The organism is Lentibacillus songyuanensis (assembly GCF_039548255.1).
GTDB classification, from domain to species: domain Bacteria; phylum Bacillota; class Bacilli; order Bacillales; family Amphibacillaceae; genus Lentibacillus_C; species Lentibacillus_C songyuanensis.
Window position 1 is genome coordinate 304,317 of sequence record NZ_JBCLVH010000001.1, and the last position, 17,408, is coordinate 321,724.

Here is a 17,408-nt window from a genome sequence, read left to right on the forward strand (position 1 = left end):
ATTTAATTACTTGTACTGTAACAGATAATACGAGAAACAGCAAGGGGGTAATTTATCCCACTCTTAACGGGCAGTAAGACTCCCACTTCAAGATTTAGAGGTGAAACCAAAAAAGATAAGTGGGAGTCAACTGCCCGTAAAGGTCCGATTCTGTTCAACTAACAATCAGCAGGGGAGAAAGGGAAACCCCCACTGATTGAAGTTTCACTTTATCAGGATTGTCTCAGGTGTTATGGAAAGGTTATGATAAGATGATGATTGGAGGTTGATAGACATGAAAAAAGTCGGATTAGTCATGCGGAAGATTCAATTTGCGGAAGCCCAGGGTCCACGAGTGTTTGCAGATCGTTTAAAGCGAATTGGTGAGGAATTGGGAGTGGAAATCGTATTCATATCTCCGGAACGTCATGTTAGCGCGTACGATCATCTACCGGGCTACGAATATGAAAAAGGTGATTTAGTAAACTATGATATTGTACTCGATAAGCTTGATAAGGAAAATATTGAGCACGTGATATACACGGTTTCCGGTTTTACTTATTTAAGTATGTTTATGAAGCATAGTGTATTGTTTCCGCATAGCATCCCCGACCCAGCATTAACTGGCTATGAGATGATGAAGCCGTTTTATGGAGTTGTGGATAAGGCGATTGTGCAAACCGATTATTTAAAAGATCAATTAACATCTACGTTTGGGGTTAACGATGTCACGGTTATTCCGATCGGGTTTAATGAAGATTTGGCACACAAGCATTTTGCTCCGCAGCAAATTAAGGAAAATCGCATTCTTTGGATTGGAAGAGATGAAGCGAACCGCCGGCCGGATCTGGTGTTGAAATATGCCCGGCAAAATCCGGATAAAGAAGTAGTTATGGTATTCGGTGGAGAAAGATACCGGGAAAGTATGAAGCGTTATTCCATTCCGGATAATGTGAAACCGCAGTTTGCGCTGACCCAGGATGAGATTTTTTCCTTGATGAACAGTGCAAAAGTGTATTGGAACTGTTCGAAGTTTGATACGTATGCCATGCCGCTAACTGAGGCGCTGGCGATGGGTAAAATCATTGTAAAACCGGAGCACCCATGTTATGGCCATATTCATTCAAAGCACGCGTTTTCCGGAAATGAAACGAATTGGTTTGAACTGGTAAACATGGCGGCAGCAACGCCAACTAACATTTCTCAGGAAAACCGGGAGTATGCATTTGACCACTTTTCAAGCACTATTATGAAACAAGGTTACAAAGACTTTTTTGAAGCCTGGTTATAAAAGCTTTGATCGATCCGGATATAAAGCGGATTAAGTTCACCAGAAAGTTGAACGTTTAATAGCACTTTTTCTTGGTGGCAGGGATCTTTACAGGTCCCTGCCTCATTATATTTTTTCCACAGTTTGGTTATATTTTTTTAACAGGTCAGCGAATGTTCGCTTTTCTTCATCGGACCAATCAGATAAGGCCGCTTCGAGCTTTTGATAGCGTCGTTGTTTGTTTTCATCTAATTCATGGACACCTGGTTCAGTAATCCGGTAAAAATAGGATCTGCCATCTTCAGGATTGGGTATTTTTTCAACATAATTTCTTTTCTCGAGTGCAGCGGCTTGCCGGGAGATCGTGGATATGTCCAAGTGCAGGTTTTCTGCTAACGATTTGACACCAGCCGGACCTTGTATAGATAATTGCCGGAGGATGACATAGGCGGACCGCTCCAGCCGTCGATGCTGTTTGTCCGACAGAACAATTCGGCGAACAAATACCGTAACTTCATGTTCAATATTTTTTAACGAATCTTTATCCATTTTTACACCTCCCCATTATCGTATATTTCCCATAGGTTGATCGCAAGTATTTCTCCTTTTTACATCTAATTGCACTATACAACCAAATAGTTGTATGATACAATCACTTATCATGAAAGTCACATTATTTTCGATTATTCGGGGTCAGAGAACGAACGCGGATAAAATTATTTGAAGGATTGGAGTTTTTTGATGGCGCAACACGCAACAGCTTTAGCAAAAGAATGGGATCAACCGGTTCAGGAGCAAAGTATTATGAGCCAGCCAAAATCGGTATGGGCAGTTTTTTTTGCCTGTATTATTGCCTTTATGGGACTGGGACTGGTTGACCCGATCCTGCCGGCAATTGCCAGTCAGCTTGATGCATCTCCCAGTGAGGTGACACTGCTGTTTACGAGCTATAATGCCGTGATGGCCGTGGCGATGCTGATTACTGGCACGCTTTCCAGCCGGCTTGGAATGAAAGGCACCTTGTTAACCGGAATTGTTATTATTGCCCTTTTCGCTGGATTGGGCGGTTTTTCCAATGATATTTGGGCGCTTGTTGGACTTCGAGGCGGCTGGGGACTGGGTAATGCCCTATTTGTTGCCACTTCCTTAGCTGCAATTGTGACCCTTTCCAAAAGCGGCAATGCAAAGGCGGTTATTTTATATGAGGCGGCAATTGGCTTGGGGATTTCTGTCGGTCCGCTGCTTGGCGGCTGGCTGGGAGCAATGTCATGGCGCGGTCCGTTTTTAGGAGTGGCATCATTAATGGTCATTGCATTTATTGGGTTATTTGTCCTGATGCCAACAGCTAGTGCTGCGTCGATAGCAGAAAAGCCAAAAACATCGCTGGCTGATCCGTTTCGGGCGTTAAAACACCGGTCATTACGAATCTTCGGCTTTGCTGCAGGATTATATAATTTTGGCTTCTTTACATTGTTGGCATACGCCCCCTTTGTACTAGGGTTGGATGAACATGGGCTGGGGTTTGTATTTCTCGGCTGGGGGATATTGCTTGCTGTCACTTCTGTTTTTATGGCACCCAAACTTCAGCAAACGTTAGGTACCATTAAGTCTATGTGCATCATGCTAACATTGTTTGCTTGTGTTTTATTGTCGATGGGAATTTGGACCGATACACAATGGCTGCTGATTATAGCGGTTATCGTTTGTGGGGCATTGCTTGGCAATAATAATACATTAATCACAACCGCGGTAATGAATGCAACAACCGTTGAACGTGCAACCGCATCGGCTGCCTATAGCTTTCTGCGATTTATTGGGGCTGCAATCGCACCATTTCTGGCCGGGAAGCTTTCCGAAATTTACAACCCACACGTTCCTTTTGTAGTTGGTGCAAGTTTTGTGTTCCTTTCTGTTTTGCTTATTCTGGCAAATTATAAACACGTGGCCCATGTCGACGAAGTGGAAACCGGACATTAATTATTTTTAGCTAAACAGTTAGTCAAGACGAGGTCAAGGTGAAATGCTTTTAAAATAGTGCTAGAAGTGTCTATAATAGATGCTTCTAGTTTTTAATTTTTTGTAGAGGATGTTCAAAAAGTCCGGTGAAAAGGACACGTCGAATTTCTTCGTTGGCTTGTTTCTCCGTTGCTCATGTATCTAGGATAAGGATGTTCTACTAATACCGCCCACGTCCTGTGGGCAACGTAGAACCCACCATATCCTGTGGAAGCCCGCTGCTCGAAACTATGCCGCCTCGAATTTCCCGGTCCTTTTCATCCTCCTTTTTGAACACGTTCTTGTAGGGGAGAAGTGTCCAGGTTGCAAATATGTAAAACAATCATGCAGGTCGTTATTTTATATGCGATTTATTTGATAGGTAACGGGATTCAGCAGGTTTTACATTTGTCGATACCAGGAAGTGTGATCGGTATGATTCTGTTGTTCATTCTGTTATCTGCAAATGTTATAAAAGTTGCATGGATTAAGGAAGGGGCAGGTTTCTTTGTACGAAATTTAACCTTTTTCTTTATCCCTGCAACGGTAGGTATATTGGATTATGCGCATCTTTTTGCAGGAAAAGGGTCGCTCTTAATCGTAATTGTGTTAGTAAGTACGGTGCTGGTGATAGCCGGATCCGGTCTGGTAGGCCAATGGTTTGTGAAACGAAGGGGGATTGATCATGATTAATCTTTTAATTGCTGTGGCGGCAATACTTGGTACACTAGTAATCTATTTACTTTCCATGCAAATCCATGAACGTGTGAATTATAGTTTTACCGTACCGGTTATTATCGCTACTTTTATCATTATTGTTGTCTTATTGTTATTCCATATTCCTTATGACACATATATGATTGGTGGTGACTGGATAAACAAACTGCTTGGTCCTGCGGTAGTAGCGCTGGCATTTCCGCTTTATCAGCAGCAGGATACTCTAAAAAAACTGATCGTTCCTATTTTAAGTGGGACGTTAGCAGGTGCAGTGGTGGGCGTGTCAACGGGAATATTGCTTGCAAAGTGGGCAGGGTTTGACAACTTAATCATTTACTCCCTTGGGCCAAAATCGGTGACGACTCCGGTTGCGATGGCAATAGCAGATTCAACGGGAGGAATCACCTCACTTGCCGCTGTTTTTGTTATGATGGCTGGTGTTGGTGGAGTCATGATAGGCACCTATGTTTTAAAGCTTTTTCGCATCCATCATTATTTGGGGCGGGCGGTTGGCTTAGGTTGTGCGTCGCACGCTATTGGAACAGCCGCAGCAATGGAAAGTGGCCAGCTTGAGGGATCGGTAAGCACCGTTGCAATGGTTGTGAGTGCGGTAGTCGTGTCCATTATAACACCGGGACTGATTGTGTTATGGATGTAAGTATGCAAACGGGACTGCATAAAAAACGGCTACTCAGCTGCTGTTACAATAGATAGCCGTTTGGAGAAGTGTTTTCATCGCCATCTTAACGACATCGCTAATTTACAACAGGCAGCTTGTTCTTCTCCGGAATATAGGATAATGGTAATAGCATCCGGATTAAAATGAATGTCAGCCTTTTCCTTAATTCCAGAGGATTGAATGAGTTGTGTTACTTTTTTCTTATCGCCCCGTTGCGCTGCATCCATAATTTGGCCGGCAAATTCCTTCGATTCACTTAGTTTATTCAACAATACCGTCGCAACTTCCATTAATTGTTTAAAAGAGGCAGCTGATTGGTGAAATCGAGTCGGGTCCACTTCTGGATATTGCACTCGGCTGGATAACATATCCTGTCCAGTTTGGTGATCACGGTATACAGGTTGCGGATAAAAACATGGGATGACCGGTAAATAGTAGGCCGGCACTGGCTCATGTAAGGGATAATACATTGAATGAGACCTCCTGATTATAAAGTGAAACGTTATTGTCACGCATATAGGCTGGGCATTACAGGCTATAATTGCCTGATAAGCTCCCTACACTATATGTTTGTTTGGGCATACTGTGAAAATAGGAGGGTAAGCAATCCGATTTACATGAACATTTTCAACCCTTGGATGATATTCCAGATCAGATAAACAATATATAAAATACCCGCTGTCAAAAGACCGGTTACGATTGTCCCTGTTGCCAATCCAATGGAGTTTGACATACTGAAAACGGCACCGATAATAATGGCCAACAGGATAACGATAAAAGGAATAATATGGGATATCAGAGCCCGTTTAGCATGATATGTTACCTCTTTATCTGCAGCGACAAAATAGACAATTAACGGGAACAAGAAAGGTGCGAAAAAGATGCTAAAGTAATTTAATGATGACAAAATTTTACCTTCTGTTTCCATATGGTATCTCCTTTCTAACAACCACTTTTCATTTGTGTTTCCTTTAAAGATAGTAAATAAAGCATTAGAATAACGGATAGTATGTCACAACTGCCCAAAAATATGTTATATGATTGGCATGCGATGTGTTCCCGCCGAAACTGACAATCAATAAAGTAGTTTTACTAGCCATAGCTGTTGACATGTTAAGAATTTTTATTATATAGTATATTCAACAAGGTTGAATAAAAGTAAACCGGATTGAATATATTGATAAAAATGTTTCCAGTCATTCATTATCAGGATCGTTTGGACCTATGGTTGAATAGTATAATACAAAGTTATTTGTAAACGCATTCATTCATGTGAAGCGACTAGACTCAAAATGGCGCAGTAAAATGAAGCGGAGGGAACAATCATGGTACGTTGGCCAAGTAATGTTCAAATCAAAGAGGTTGGACCGCGTGATGGATTACAGAACGAAAAGAAACCTGTTGCCACATCTGATAAGGTAAGTTGGATTAACATGCTATCGGAAACCGGTGTGAAGGAGATTGAGTATTCATCGTTTGTTCATCCAAAGTGGATCCCCCAGCTAGCAGATGCACATGAGGTAGGCAGGAAAATCAAACGAAATCCTAATGTCCGCTACTCGGCACTTGTTCCAAACCAAAAGGGGCTGGAGCTTGCCTTAGAGGCGGGAATTGATGGGGCCTCGGTATTCATGTCCGCAAGCGAGACACATAATAAGAAAAATATCAATAAATCAATTGCAGAAACATACCCGGTTTTAAAAGCAGTTATTGATGGTGCAAAACAAGCCGATAAGCATGTAACTGGATATGTATCAACTGTTTTTGACTGTCCATTTGAAGGAAAAATCACGTCGGAGCAGGTTATCCGTGTTTGTGACCAATTATTAGAGTATGGCGTGGATGATATTTCACTTGGAGATACGATCGGTACCGCTGTCCCATCACAGGTCGATCAATTATTAGAGGCCGTACTGCAACGGTTTCCACAAGAAAAAATTATTATGCATTACCATGATACAAGAGGAATGGCGATTGCCAACATTACCCGGTCACTGGAATATGGGATTACCAGATTCGACAGCTCGATTGGCGGATTGGGAGGCTGTCCGTATGCCCCAGGTGCTGCGGGCAATGTTGCGACAAACGATGTGCTTTATTTGTTGCATGGACTTGGTATTGCCACAGGAATAGATGAAAAAAAACTTCAAGAAGCTGCATTTTATATTGAGCGGAAGCTAGGCAAGACGCTTCCCAGTAAGTCACTTGCCTATGCAGCCAGTCAAGGATGAAAACACCAGGACAATCAAAACGAATCAACAAAGGGCCGCTAATTATCTGTGAACAGTGATTAGCGGTCTTTCCTATAGACAAAAGCGTGGCATTTCTTGACGGGAGGGCGCTGCTAATCTATCATTAAACTACTTGGATTCGTGTGAAAAGGGAGGGATCATCATCAACCTGCAGCATATCGGTACAAAAATCAAGCAGGCTCGCTTGCGTAGCCGAAATACCCAACAACAAATTGCCGACCAATGTGGTATTTCAAAAAGCTTATTATCAAAAATAGAAAATGGGCAAACGGCATCAGCAGTCGCCACACTGTCGAAAATTAGCGATGCATTGGATGTGCCGCTTTCTTGGGTACTTGATGGCCATCCGGAAACAGACTTAGTGCTGCTGCCCAAATCGAAACGGGAATTCAGTGTTGGTGATGACAGCATGGGCTATTCGTTTGAATTGCTTGCCAGGTCACGTTTTTCCAATGTTGAACCGACCATTGTACATGTTACACCAAAGAATACCTTTTTAAGACATGAGCCATACACCCATTCTCAGGACGAATTTATTTATATTTTGGAAGGGTCCATTTACCTTCTTTATGATGATCAAAAGTATTTTATGGAACAAGGAGATACATCGTATTTTAAAGGAGTTAAACCGCATTTGTTTATCCCGGTTGATAATGACGGGGCAAAGGTATTAACGATTTTTATTGATAGCAATACGTAAAAAATACGATAGAAGCCTTTGTCTGTTTTTTAAAAGAAAAAAGTATAAAGTTTTGGTCTCCCACAGTACTATTACTGTGGGATTTTAAATTTATCCCGCCTAAACGGGCAGTAAGACCCCTGTCAAATGAATTTTCACTCTATTATGAAGGACTGAATGCGGAGAAAGTAGCCTTGCCTTGCTCGGCGATTGTATGAACAACCGAATGGGGAAATAATCCATGCGTTCTTCCCAGACGATACAAATTCGCCTGCGGAAATCTAATTTCGTCATCACAACCTCTTTTTTTGCATAGGCTATATAAACCTTGCCCTGAATGGAGGTAACAAATTGGATATACTAGATAAAGTGAGGCGTCATCGAGAAGAAGAAAGGCAACTGGAGTGGGAAGGTACATTTGAAGAATATTTGGAAACTGTTAAACAAAGGCCAGAGGTGGCGCAAACAGCTCATTCACGTGTTTACAATATGATTAAAAGCTCTGGATTAACCGAAAGAGATGGAAACAAGATGTATCACTTTTTTGGTGAGGAGATATTTGGGCTGGAAGAAGCGATTGAGCGGCTAGTGGAAGAATATTTTCATCCGGCAGCAAAACGGCTGGATGTCCGAAAACGCATATTATTATTAATGGGGCCAGTTAGTGGTGGGAAGTCTACTATTGTTACGATGTTAAAGCGGGGGCTTGAAGCTTATTCGCGTACAGAAGAAGGTGCTGTGTATGCGATAAAAGGCTGTCCCATGCATGAAGACCCGCTTCATCTCATACCCAAGCATTTACGCGAGGATTTCTTCCAAACGTATGGTGTCCGGATTGAGGGAAGTCTATCACCACTAAACACGATGCGGCTGGATAAGGAGTATGATGGACGAATTGAGGATGTGATGGTGGAGCGGATTTTCTTTTCCGAGGATAAGCGGATTGGTGTTGGGACGTTCAGTCCATCCGACCCGAAGTCACAGGATATTGCCGATTTAACGGGCAGTATTGATTTTTCGACCATTGCGGAATATGGATCGGAGTCAGATCCGCGTGCCTACCGCTTTGATGGAGAATTGAACAAGGCAAATCGTGGCATGATGGAATTCCAAGAAATGCTCAAGTGTGATGAAAAATTCCTGTGGCATCTGCTTTCGCTAACACAGGAAGGAAATTTCAAGGCTGGAAGATTTGCCTTGATTTCGGCGGATGAGCTCATTGTGGCGCATACAAATGAGGCGGAATATCGGTCATTTATTTCAAACAAGAAAAATGAAGCGCTCCATTCCCGGATTATTGTGATGCCAATTCCATATAACTTGAAGGTAACGCAGGAAGAACGCATTTATGAAAAGATGATTAAAGAAAGTGATATGCAGCATGTCCATATCGCTCCTCATGCACTAAGAGTTGCAGCCATCTTTTCGATTTTGACACGGCTGGAGGACTCGAAGAAACAGGGAATTGACCATGTGAAGAAAATGCGCCTGTACGATGGGGAAAGTGTCGAGGGATTTAACCAATTAGACGTGGATGAGCTGAAAAAAGAGTTCCCGGACGAGGGGATGAATGGTATTGATCCGCGTTACGTCATTAACCGGATATCATCGACGATTATACGCAAGGAGACCCCGTCGATAAATGCACTTGATGTACTGCGGTCTTTGAAAGACGGGCTTGATCAGCATGCATCTATCTCCCAGGAGGACCGGGAAAAGTATATCAATTATATTGCAGTGGCTAGAAGAGAGTACGATGACATTGCAAAGAAGGAAGTTCAGAAGGCGTTTGTTTATTCCTATGAAGAATCAGCGAAGACATTAATGGATAATTACCTGGATAATGTGGAAGCGTTTTGTAATAAAAATAAGCTGAAAGATCCGCTTACCGGTGAAGAAATGAATCCGGATGAAAAGTTAATGCGGTCGATTGAAGAACAAATTGGTATCTCCGAAAATGCCAAAAAAGCATTTCGTGAGGAAATCCTGATTCGAATTTCTGCATATGCCAGAAAGGGTAAGCGTTTTGACTATAATTCGCATGAACGTTTGCGAGAAGCGATACAAAAGAAACTGTTTGCCGATTTGAAAGATGTGGTTAAAATTACGACGACATCCAAGACACCGGACGAATCACAGCTGAAAAAGATTAATGAGGTTATAGCAAGGCTGATTGATGAATATGGCTATAATTCTATTTCTGCCAACGAACTTTTGCGATATGTTGGAAGCCTGCTAAATCGGTAACGTGATCCTGGACAGCAAGACTAATGACTCTATTAGTCTTGCTGTTTTTCCATACGGGCGTATGTGTTTTTAGAAAAAGATGCGCAATAACTTTATGGTAATTGCATAGAATATAGAGAGTTACATTTTTAATTTTCAAATAATAGGATAACCCAGGAAGATGCGTATGCAATATTGTAAGGAGGGGAAATTGTGCAGGAAGGTAAAGAAAACTTTGTCGTCTCCAAGGAAAATTGGTCCCTCCATCGGAAAGGTCACCAGGATCAACAGCGTCATATGGATAAGGTAAAGGATGCAATTAAAAATAATTTGCCCGATTTAATCAGTGAAGAAAGTATTATTATGTCTAATGGACGCGATGTTGTAAAAATACCGATTCGCTCATTGGATGAGTATAAAATTCGCTATAATTATAATAAGTCAAAGCATGTCGGGCAGGGAGATGGCGACAGTCAGGTTGGTGACGTGGTGGCACGTGATCCAAACGGCGGCCGCAAAGGATCAGGCCAGGGAAAACAGGCTGGTGATCAGCCGGGAAATGATTATTATGAAGCGGATGTATCTCTGGAAGAAATTGAAGCGGCACTGTTTAAAGAACTGGAACTGCCAAATTTGGAACAAAAGGAACAAGCGGAGATTATCACCGAGGATATCGAATTTAATGATATTCGTAAAAAAGGGTTAATGGGAAATATTGATAAAAAGCGAACCATTTTAACCGCGTTAAAACGCAACGCAACCGAGGGCAATCCGAGTATTGCGCCGATATATAATGACGATCTGCGGTTTAAGACATGGGACGATATTGTGAAGCCTGAATCAAAGGCGGTTGTACTCGCGATGATGGATACAAGCGCATCCATGGGTACATTTGAGAAGTATATAGCCAGAAGCTTCTTCTTTTGGATGACTCGTTTTTTACGTACAAAATATGAATCCGTGGAAATTGCTTTTATCGCGCATCATACAGAGGCTAAGGTTGTTTCGGAGGAAGCCTTTTTTACCAAGGGAGAAAGCGGTGGCACCATTTGTTCATCTGCCTACTATAAAGCACTTGAGCTGATTGAAGATCAATACAGCCCGTCTCGTTACAACATTTATCCATTTCATTTCTCTGACGGGGAGAATATTACGTCGGATAATCCAACATGTATCAAGCTCGTTAATCAGCTGATGGAGGTATCCCGCATGTTTGGGTATGGGGAAGTAAACAGTTATAACCGCCCATCAACACTGATGCAGGCCTATCGCAATTTGGAAGGAAAGAAATTCAGGCATTATGTTTTAAAGGAAAAACGTGATGTCTACCATGCGATGAAGAGCTTTTTTAAAAAAGAGACGGCACCGGTATAACAGTAAATGCCGGGTACTCTTGGCAAAGATAGCCAGGGTACCCGGCAGCTTCATTGTTTGGCAATTTCAATCGTATATGCCCCGCGGTCGGTTGTCAGAGAAAATTGTGATCCGTCAAACTGATAACGGGATGAATCCTCAAGCGGAATTTCATAGGTAGATGAAGGTAACGGCTGCATATCATGTGCTTCATTCTCTACCTGACCAGTTCCGTTTAATTGTAGAGTGTGCATTGGCTGGTAATCATCGATTCGACGAGTATTTGTTTCATACGTAACCTGTTGCAGGTGCATCAATGTTTCATCATGATCGTCTATTTCCTGCTTACAAATTCTCACCGTCTTCCCTGTCCAATTCTGTAATTGCTTATTAAATTCCTCAATGGATAAATTCTTCTGTGTCATAACGATTCCTCCATGGTATTACATTGCCCGTTCTAATGATTGTCATTCATAAGAAAGAATATGGTTCATCATCATTCATTATAATCATACACTGTATAAAGTGAAACTTCATTCAGTGGGGGTTTCCCTTTCTCCTCTAAATAGAGGAACAAAGGCTAAGTTCGCAACATCCTGTTGCAACGCCTTTGTAACCTGCATCGTGCAGGCCCGAACAGAATCGGACCTTAACAGGCAGTTGACCTCCACTTATCTTTTCTAGTTTCACCTCAAATCTTGAATAGGGGGTCTTACTGCCCGTTAAGGCGGGATAAAGCACATTTGGAGGGATGCTCGTTGACAGAGATGAAAGCGCTCGACCGCGCAATTGATGAAATAACGGACATTGCATCTGGATTTGGTCTCGATTTTTATCCGATGCGTTATGAAATTTGCCCAGCTGATATTATTTATACATTTGGTGCCTATGGAATGCCAACACGATTTAGCCATTGGAGTTTTGGTAAACAATTTTTTAAGATGAAGCTCCATTATGATCTGGGGCTAAGCCAAATTTATGAGCTTGTTATTAATTCAAATCCTTGTTACGCCTTTTTGCTGGACACGAACAGCTTGATTCAAAACAAGTTAATTGTCGCACATGTTTTAGCACACTGTGACTTCTTCAAAAACAATGTTCGCTTTTCCAATACACGAAGAGACATGGTAGAGAGTATGACAGCGACAGCCGAACGAATCGAGAATTATGAAATGATTCATGGAAAAGAAGAAGTAGAGGCGTTTTTGGATGCGGTGTTAGCGATTCAGGAACATATTGATCCATCGTTTGTCCGGCCGAAATTGACCGCTTATGAATGGGAAAAAGAAGAAGAGCAGCACAAGCCAAAGATAAAATCACCATACGATGACCTATGGGATATTGACGAAACGATGACCGACAATCAGCCGAAACAAGAAATAAAGAAGAAGAAAAAGTTCCCGCCACATCCGGAGAAGGATCTCTTGTTATTTATGGAAGAACATAGCCGGGAGCTGGAGGATTGGCAACGCGACATTCTGACCATGATGCGGGAGGAAATGCTTTATTTTTGGCCGCAGTTGGAGACGAAGATCATGAACGAAGGCTGGGCATCATTTTGGCATCAGCGGATATTGCGGGAAATGGATCTGACCACCGAGGAAACGATTGAATTTGCCAGCTTGAATGCGGGTGTTGTCCAGCCCTCCAAGACGCAAATTAATCCATACTATCTAGGGGTAAAAATGTTCGAGGATATTGAAGCTCGCTATAATGAGCCATCCGATGAAATGAAGCAACTAGGCGTTAAACCTGGATCAGGCCGGGAAAAGATTTTCGAAGTCCGGGAAGTGGAATCGGACACATCATTTATTCGCAATTATTTAACGAAAGAACTCGTACAACGGGAAGATATGTATTTATTTGAGAAGCAGGGTGCAGATTACCGAATTACCGAGAAGGATTATGAAGGTGTGCGTGATCAGTTGGTATCCCAGCGTGTTAATGGTGGATTCCCGTATATTGAAGTGATCGATGGGGATTATTTGCGTAACGGGTATCTTTATTTATTACATCGTTATGAAGGAATTGAGCTTGATTTAAATTACTTGGAGCATGTGCTTCCGTATATTCATCAGCTTTGGGGGCGAACGGTATACGTGGAGACAGTTGTGGAAGAAAAGGCTGTTGTTTATTCGTTTGATGGAAGCAGGGTGAATCGGCGGTTTAAATAGGGATGCGTGCCAGGCTCAATGGAGGACTTGGCACTTCCGTTTGTGGGATCGATTGGTTTTGGGTTGATGGTTCCTCATTTTTTGGTTGAAGCTCACGTATTTGGGTCGATAGTGCCACATTTTTGGTTGAAGCTCGCATACCTGGGTCGATAGTGCCACATTTTTGGTTGAAGCTCACGTATCTGGGTCGATAATGCCTCATTTTTGGTTGAAGCTCGCATACCTGGGTCGATAATACCTCATTTTTGGTTGAAGCTCACGTATCTGGGTCGATAATGCCACGTTTTTGGTTGAAGCTCACGTATCTGGGTCGATAATGCCACATTTTTGGTTGAAGCTCACGTGCCTGGGTCGATAATACCTCATTTTTGGTTGAAGCTCACGTATCTGGGTCGATAATGCCACATTTTTGGTTGAAGCTCACGTATCTGGGTCGATAATGCCACGTTTCTGGTTGAACTCCCCGCTCTGGGCTGTCACCCATTTAAGGCGGGCAAATGTCCCAAGTAATCATACAATGCATACGATACATTAAGAACCTTTATAGGAAGTGAACACTCGAATGGGATTATTTATGAACCAATGTGTCCATCCAGAAGTGTTTGTGAATCAGGAAGACCCGCAAGCGCCTAATCAGGAATATTTTCAACGAGATTACTTTGCTGAGCTGGTGAAGTCCCAGCAAAATATAAATGATTCGCTAAACAATTCGGTTCATGAGCTGAGGCAGCAGTTTCTTGAGCAACGGAGTTTACAGAAAAAAGAATGGATGGACGTATTTAACCAATTAAAAGAGCTCCGGAGGACACAGCAGGAGCATGACCAATTTGAAGCCAATGCACAGGAGTGGATTCGTATGCTAGATGAAAATAATCAAGAGCTATCCCGACGGCTGGATGAGGAGGGGTTGTTAAAAGGGGAAGTCGTGGCTGAGATGAACCAGATTAGCGAATCCAACCAAGCCATTTTAGACCAAATCGGAACCTATGAATCGTTAAATAAGCAGCTTGCAGCCAAAATGGATGAACTTTTTGAACTGCAGCAAACGATGTCTAACAAAGTTTCCACTCAGCATGAGAGTCAGGAGAAAGCTTTAACTCATTTGGAAAACCAGGATGCATTACTGGAGAAAACACTCAGGCAGGTTACGAATATTCGTTCCATTTTATTCGAAAGAACAAGTTATTTGGTGGATAAAATTGAAAAAAGCTATAAACGTACATCGTCATTTGTTTATCATTTGATGACAGGATCCGATCAGCCACTGAACTTTCTTATGGAGCAAAAACGAGAGGAAACATCGGATAAACAGAAGTAAGAAAAAACAGCTATTCGCTTGGTCAGTGCGAGTAGCTGTTTTTTTGCAAATCGGAATGGTTTCTTTTCCTCTCTGTTTTATTGATAATCGTAGTCCCGACTAAATCACCAGTGACGTTCAATGCGGTAGCTCCCATGCCTACCAGTGCATCGATGGCCGTTAATAGGCCAACTGCTTCCATTGGCAGCCCCAGTTGAGCAAATACCGTGGCAATCATAATGATTCCAGCTCCAGGTACGCCGGCAGTTCCAATTGATGCCAGGGTTCCTACTAGGACAACTTGAAGCATATCTGTAAAACTAAGCGGGTCGCCAACAATATTTGCCGCAAACACTGCGGATACCGCAATGCGCATCGCCGCACCATCCATATTAATGGTCGCCCCCAGTGGCAGGCTGAATCCGTATAGGCTTCTCTCCAGCCCCATGTTTTTCGCGGCGTTTAACGTTAGAGGCAAGACACCAGAACTGCTTTGGGTGACAAATGCGGTTACCACCGGCGAGCGTGCTTCACGAAAAAACGGCTTCAGTGGCACCTTGGTCAGAAGCATAAATAGAATATAAATTCCAACGTGAATAAGTAACCCAACATATAGCACCAGGACCATATCGCCCAAGGACAATAACGTATCCGTCCCTTGGTTACCAACCGTTTTAGCCATAATTGCAAAGACCCCGATTGGTACGTATTGCAGGATTACGCTCATAATGGATAAGGTGGCCTCGTTTAATCCGTTGATAACGGTATAAACTTGTTCGCCAAGTTCTCCATGCTGTTTGGAGGACCGTAGTGAAGATATCGCAATCCCAAAAACGAGTGCTGTAAAAATAATTCCTAACAAATTAAGCTCGCTGAAAGCTGTCACAATACTTTCCGGAACAATATTGAGCAGAACATGAATGACTCCTGGGTTTTCCGGTACATCAAAGCTTTCATTTGTATCCAGTGTCATTCCGCTTCCAGGGTTAAAAATGCTAGCCACGGCAATACCAACGATAATTGCCAGTGCCGAGGTCAGCAGATAATATAGAAATACTTTCCCGCCCATTCGTCCAAGGTCGTTAATTTTCGTTTGGTTGACCCCAACGATCAATGTAAACAAAATAAGGGGAACGATAAGAAACTTCAACAAATGAAGCAATAGATCACCGAATGGCGCAAGAACTACCGCATCTTTGCCAAAAATTAATCCAACAATAATGCCAAAAATTAGTGCGATGGTGATTTTTAATATTAGTGACGCATTGATGTAGCCTTTCCAGATTACTTTCATACCATAACCACCTTACATTAGGCTTCCCAAAAGTCCATGTTCCATTACGGTATGGAGCAAATGATATCCCTGCCATTTCACTTGGCAGTATACTGACAATACAAGACGAATGGTGATCTGTCAAAAGCAATGCTCAGTCAAAGAGGGACGTGGTCTACTCCAGTATAAGCAGAATAGCGCCTACATTTAAGGTTATTACCTAAAGTGCCTTTTGATTCCATATACTATACTTATAAAGTTGGCCCGTCCCGATTGCCTTCCTATTTCTTTGACCTTATAATAGATACATTATTCAAATGACGACAGAGGGGGATATGTCAGGTGCCAATTAATATACCGAAAGAGTTGCCAGCAACAGAGGAATTAAAGACAGAGAAGATCTTTGTCATGGATGAGGACCGGGCGAGAACCCAAGACATTCGTCCGCTTAATATCATTATTTTAAATTTAATGCCGGAAAAAGAGAGAACAGAATTACAACTGTTGCGTTTACTGGGGAATACTCCTTTACAGGTTAATATCAGTTTCTTAAGAATGGCCACACATGAGTCGAAGAACGTTAGCAAATCACATTTGGATTCCTTTTATTTAACGTTTGAGCAAGTGAAAGACCGACGCTTTGACGGTATGATTATTACTGGAGCGCCGATTGAACACCTGCAGTTTGAGGACGTTAATTACTGGCCAGAGCTAATAAAAATCATGGAGTGGTCAAAAGAGAATGTCACCTCATGCTTACATATTTGCTGGGGTGCCCAGGCTGCATTATATCATCATTATGGGATTGATAAATATCCGCTGTCGAAAAAACTATTCGGTGTGTTTACCCATGATATAGCTGATCCAACTATTGAGCTTGTTCGGGGATTTGAGGATGTGTTTCGTGCACCACACTCCAGGTATACAGCAGTTCCAATGGAGGAGATTGCGCAGCATCCGAATTTGACACTTCTTTCTGCTTCTGAAGAGGCGGGGGCATTTATTGTGATGTCCAACGATCAGAAGCACATCATGGTAACTGGTCATCTGGAATATGATGCGACAACACTTGCAGAAGAATATACACGCGACCTTGGCAGAGGACTGGATACGGCAATCCCTAAACATTATTTTCCAAATGACAATGCGAACGAACGGCCGCAGAATACATGGCGCTCACACACGCATTTGTTGTTTTCCAACTGGCTTAATTATTACGTGTATCAGCAGACCCCTTTCCAATGGGATTAATACTTTGCATAAAGTCCCCTCCTTTTCAAAAGCTAACGTGAAATAGAAAAGGAGGTTATGATACGTGGTTAATAAAGAACAAAAAAACAATATGTTCAAGGAAAATACCAACAATGGAGAACATCGAAACGGAAGAAAAAGCCAATTTAAAAACCATAACAGCCAAGGCAACGGAAAGTTAAACGAGTATATCAGCGGCAAAGCAGATGAGTAACAGACACGCTGATGAAAATGGGCGTTTTATCTAAGGGGCTGACTGGAGA

Annotated in this window: 17 protein-coding genes; 12 read left to right on the forward strand and 5 right to left on the reverse strand. The window is 42.4% G+C overall.

Going from position 1 to position 17,408, the window contains the following annotated elements; all coding sequences use genetic code 11:
* The first annotated feature begins 274 nt into the window (after positions 1–274).
* Positions 275–1,270, forward strand: coding sequence for a glycosyltransferase (locus tag WMZ97_RS01420; RefSeq protein WP_343270264.1), 996 nt, complete (start codon positions 275–277; stop codon positions 1,268–1,270).
* Positions 1,271–1,375: 105 nt separating this feature from the next.
* Here the strand turns inward: WMZ97_RS01420 and WMZ97_RS01425 are convergent, their stop codons facing one another.
* Positions 1,376–1,798 (reverse strand): MarR family winged helix-turn-helix transcriptional regulator, encoded by a 423-nt coding sequence (locus WMZ97_RS01425; RefSeq protein WP_343270265.1) that lies wholly within the window; start codon positions 1,796–1,798, stop codon positions 1,376–1,378.
* Positions 1,799–1,990: 192 nt separating this feature from the next.
* On the opposite strand from WMZ97_RS01425, the gene WMZ97_RS01430 reads away from it, so the two are divergent.
* The 3 genes from WMZ97_RS01430 to WMZ97_RS01440 all read left to right on the forward strand — a co-directional run bounded on the left by WMZ97_RS01430 (position 1,991) and on the right by WMZ97_RS01440 (position 4,619).
* The gene (locus WMZ97_RS01430; RefSeq protein ID WP_343270375.1) at positions 1,991–3,226 is read left to right on the forward strand and encodes an MFS transporter; all 1,236 of its coding nucleotides are present in this window, start codon (positions 1,991–1,993) and stop codon (positions 3,224–3,226) included.
* 342 nt (positions 3,227–3,568) lie between these two features.
* The gene (locus WMZ97_RS01435) at positions 3,569–3,937 is read left to right on the forward strand and encodes a CidA/LrgA family protein (RefSeq protein WP_343270266.1); all 369 of its coding nucleotides are present in this window, start codon (positions 3,569–3,571) and stop codon (positions 3,935–3,937) included.
* The gene (locus WMZ97_RS01440; protein WP_343270267.1) at positions 3,930–4,619 is read left to right on the forward strand and encodes an LrgB family protein; all 690 of its coding nucleotides are present in this window, start codon (positions 3,930–3,932) and stop codon (positions 4,617–4,619) included. Before WMZ97_RS01435 ends, WMZ97_RS01440 begins: the two co-directional genes overlap by 8 nt.
* Positions 4,620–4,693: 74 nt before the next feature.
* On the opposite strand, the gene WMZ97_RS01445 is transcribed toward WMZ97_RS01440, so the two are convergent.
* Positions 4,694–5,110 carry a hypothetical protein gene (locus WMZ97_RS01445; RefSeq protein WP_343270268.1) on the reverse strand — a complete coding sequence of 139 codons (417 nt, stop codon included), beginning with the start codon at positions 5,108–5,110 and terminating at the stop codon, positions 4,694–4,696.
* A gap of 143 nt (positions 5,111–5,253) precedes the next feature.
* The gene (locus WMZ97_RS01450; RefSeq protein WP_343270269.1) at positions 5,254–5,568 is read right to left on the reverse strand and encodes a DUF4870 domain-containing protein; all 315 of its coding nucleotides are present in this window, start codon (positions 5,566–5,568) and stop codon (positions 5,254–5,256) included.
* Between the two features lie 397 nt (positions 5,569–5,965).
* Between WMZ97_RS01450 and WMZ97_RS01455 the strand changes: the two genes are divergently transcribed.
* From WMZ97_RS01455 to yhbH, 4 genes are all read left to right on the forward strand, one after another.
* Positions 5,966–6,871, forward strand: coding sequence for a hydroxymethylglutaryl-CoA lyase (locus WMZ97_RS01455; protein ID WP_343270270.1), 906 nt, complete (start codon positions 5,966–5,968; stop codon positions 6,869–6,871).
* A 133-nt stretch (positions 6,872–7,004) separates the two neighbouring features.
* Positions 7,005–7,592, forward strand: coding sequence for a helix-turn-helix domain-containing protein (locus tag WMZ97_RS01460; RefSeq protein WP_343270271.1), 588 nt, complete (start codon positions 7,005–7,007; stop codon positions 7,590–7,592).
* 330 nt (positions 7,593–7,922) lie between these two features.
* Positions 7,923–9,818 (forward strand): PrkA family serine protein kinase, encoded by a 1,896-nt coding sequence (locus WMZ97_RS01465; protein ID WP_343270272.1) that lies wholly within the window; start codon positions 7,923–7,925, stop codon positions 9,816–9,818.
* Between the two features lie 192 nt (positions 9,819–10,010).
* On the forward strand, positions 10,011–11,171 hold the full coding sequence (gene yhbH, locus WMZ97_RS01470; RefSeq protein WP_405027641.1) for a sporulation protein YhbH: 1,161 nt from the start codon (positions 10,011–10,013) through the stop codon (positions 11,169–11,171).
* Between the two features lie 50 nt (positions 11,172–11,221).
* Here the strand turns inward: yhbH and WMZ97_RS01475 are convergent, their stop codons facing one another.
* Positions 11,222–11,575 (reverse strand): hypothetical protein, encoded by a 354-nt coding sequence (locus WMZ97_RS01475; protein ID WP_343270273.1) that lies wholly within the window; start codon positions 11,573–11,575, stop codon positions 11,222–11,224.
* Between the two features lie 342 nt (positions 11,576–11,917).
* Here WMZ97_RS01475 and WMZ97_RS01480 point away from each other — a divergent pair, with 342 nt between their 5' ends.
* Entirely contained in the window at positions 11,918–13,324 is a 1,407-nt protein-coding gene (locus WMZ97_RS01480; protein WP_343270377.1) for a SpoVR family protein, read from the forward strand.
* 562 nt (positions 13,325–13,886) lie between these two features.
* The gene (locus WMZ97_RS01485; protein WP_343270274.1) at positions 13,887–14,642 is read left to right on the forward strand and encodes a hypothetical protein; all 756 of its coding nucleotides are present in this window, start codon (positions 13,887–13,889) and stop codon (positions 14,640–14,642) included.
* 22 nt (positions 14,643–14,664) lie between these two features.
* Here WMZ97_RS01485 and WMZ97_RS01490 read toward each other — a convergent pair whose 3' ends face one another.
* Positions 14,665–15,915 carry a dicarboxylate/amino acid:cation symporter gene (locus WMZ97_RS01490; RefSeq protein ID WP_343270275.1) on the reverse strand — a complete coding sequence of 417 codons (1,251 nt, stop codon included), beginning with the start codon at positions 15,913–15,915 and terminating at the stop codon, positions 14,665–14,667.
* 321 nt (positions 15,916–16,236) lie between these two features.
* Here WMZ97_RS01490 and metA point away from each other — a divergent pair, with 321 nt between their 5' ends.
* Positions 16,237–17,145 (forward strand): homoserine O-acetyltransferase MetA, encoded by a 909-nt coding sequence (gene metA / locus WMZ97_RS01495; protein ID WP_343270276.1) that lies wholly within the window; start codon positions 16,237–16,239, stop codon positions 17,143–17,145.
* 64 nt (positions 17,146–17,209) lie between these two features.
* Positions 17,210–17,359, forward strand: a complete 150-nt coding sequence (locus WMZ97_RS01500; RefSeq protein ID WP_343270277.1) for a hypothetical protein — start codon at positions 17,210–17,212, stop codon at positions 17,357–17,359.
* Positions 17,360–17,408 lie beyond the last annotated feature (49 nt).

What these genes read in the sequence shown, in the direction of transcription:
- WMZ97_RS01440 (WP_343270267.1), top strand. Translation starts at nt 3,930, where the DNA reads ATGATTAATCTTTTAATTGCTGTGGCGGCAATACTTGGTACACTAGTA.
- WMZ97_RS01490 (WP_343270275.1), bottom strand. Translation starts at nt 15,915, where the DNA reads ATGAAAGTAATCTGGAAAGGCTACATCAATGCGTCACTAATATTAAAA.
- WMZ97_RS01475 (WP_343270273.1), bottom strand. Translation starts at nt 11,575, where the DNA reads ATGACACAGAAGAATTTATCCATTGAGGAATTTAATAAGCAATTACAG.
- WMZ97_RS01485 (WP_343270274.1), top strand. Translation starts at nt 13,887, where the DNA reads ATGGGATTATTTATGAACCAATGTGTCCATCCAGAAGTGTTTGTGAAT.
- WMZ97_RS01480 (WP_343270377.1), top strand. Translation starts at nt 11,918, where the DNA reads ATGAAAGCGCTCGACCGCGCAATTGATGAAATAACGGACATTGCATCT.
- WMZ97_RS01430 (WP_343270375.1), top strand. Translation starts at nt 1,991, where the DNA reads ATGGCGCAACACGCAACAGCTTTAGCAAAAGAATGGGATCAACCGGTT.
- WMZ97_RS01445 (WP_343270268.1), bottom strand. Translation starts at nt 5,110, where the DNA reads ATGTATTATCCCTTACATGAGCCAGTGCCGGCCTACTATTTACCGGTC.
- WMZ97_RS01420 (WP_343270264.1), top strand. Translation starts at nt 275, where the DNA reads ATGAAAAAAGTCGGATTAGTCATGCGGAAGATTCAATTTGCGGAAGCC.
- WMZ97_RS01425 (WP_343270265.1), bottom strand. Translation starts at nt 1,798, where the DNA reads ATGGATAAAGATTCGTTAAAAAATATTGAACATGAAGTTACGGTATTT.
- WMZ97_RS01455 (WP_343270270.1), top strand. Translation starts at nt 5,966, where the DNA reads ATGGTACGTTGGCCAAGTAATGTTCAAATCAAAGAGGTTGGACCGCGT.
- WMZ97_RS01450 (WP_343270269.1), bottom strand. Translation starts at nt 5,568, where the DNA reads ATGGAAACAGAAGGTAAAATTTTGTCATCATTAAATTACTTTAGCATC.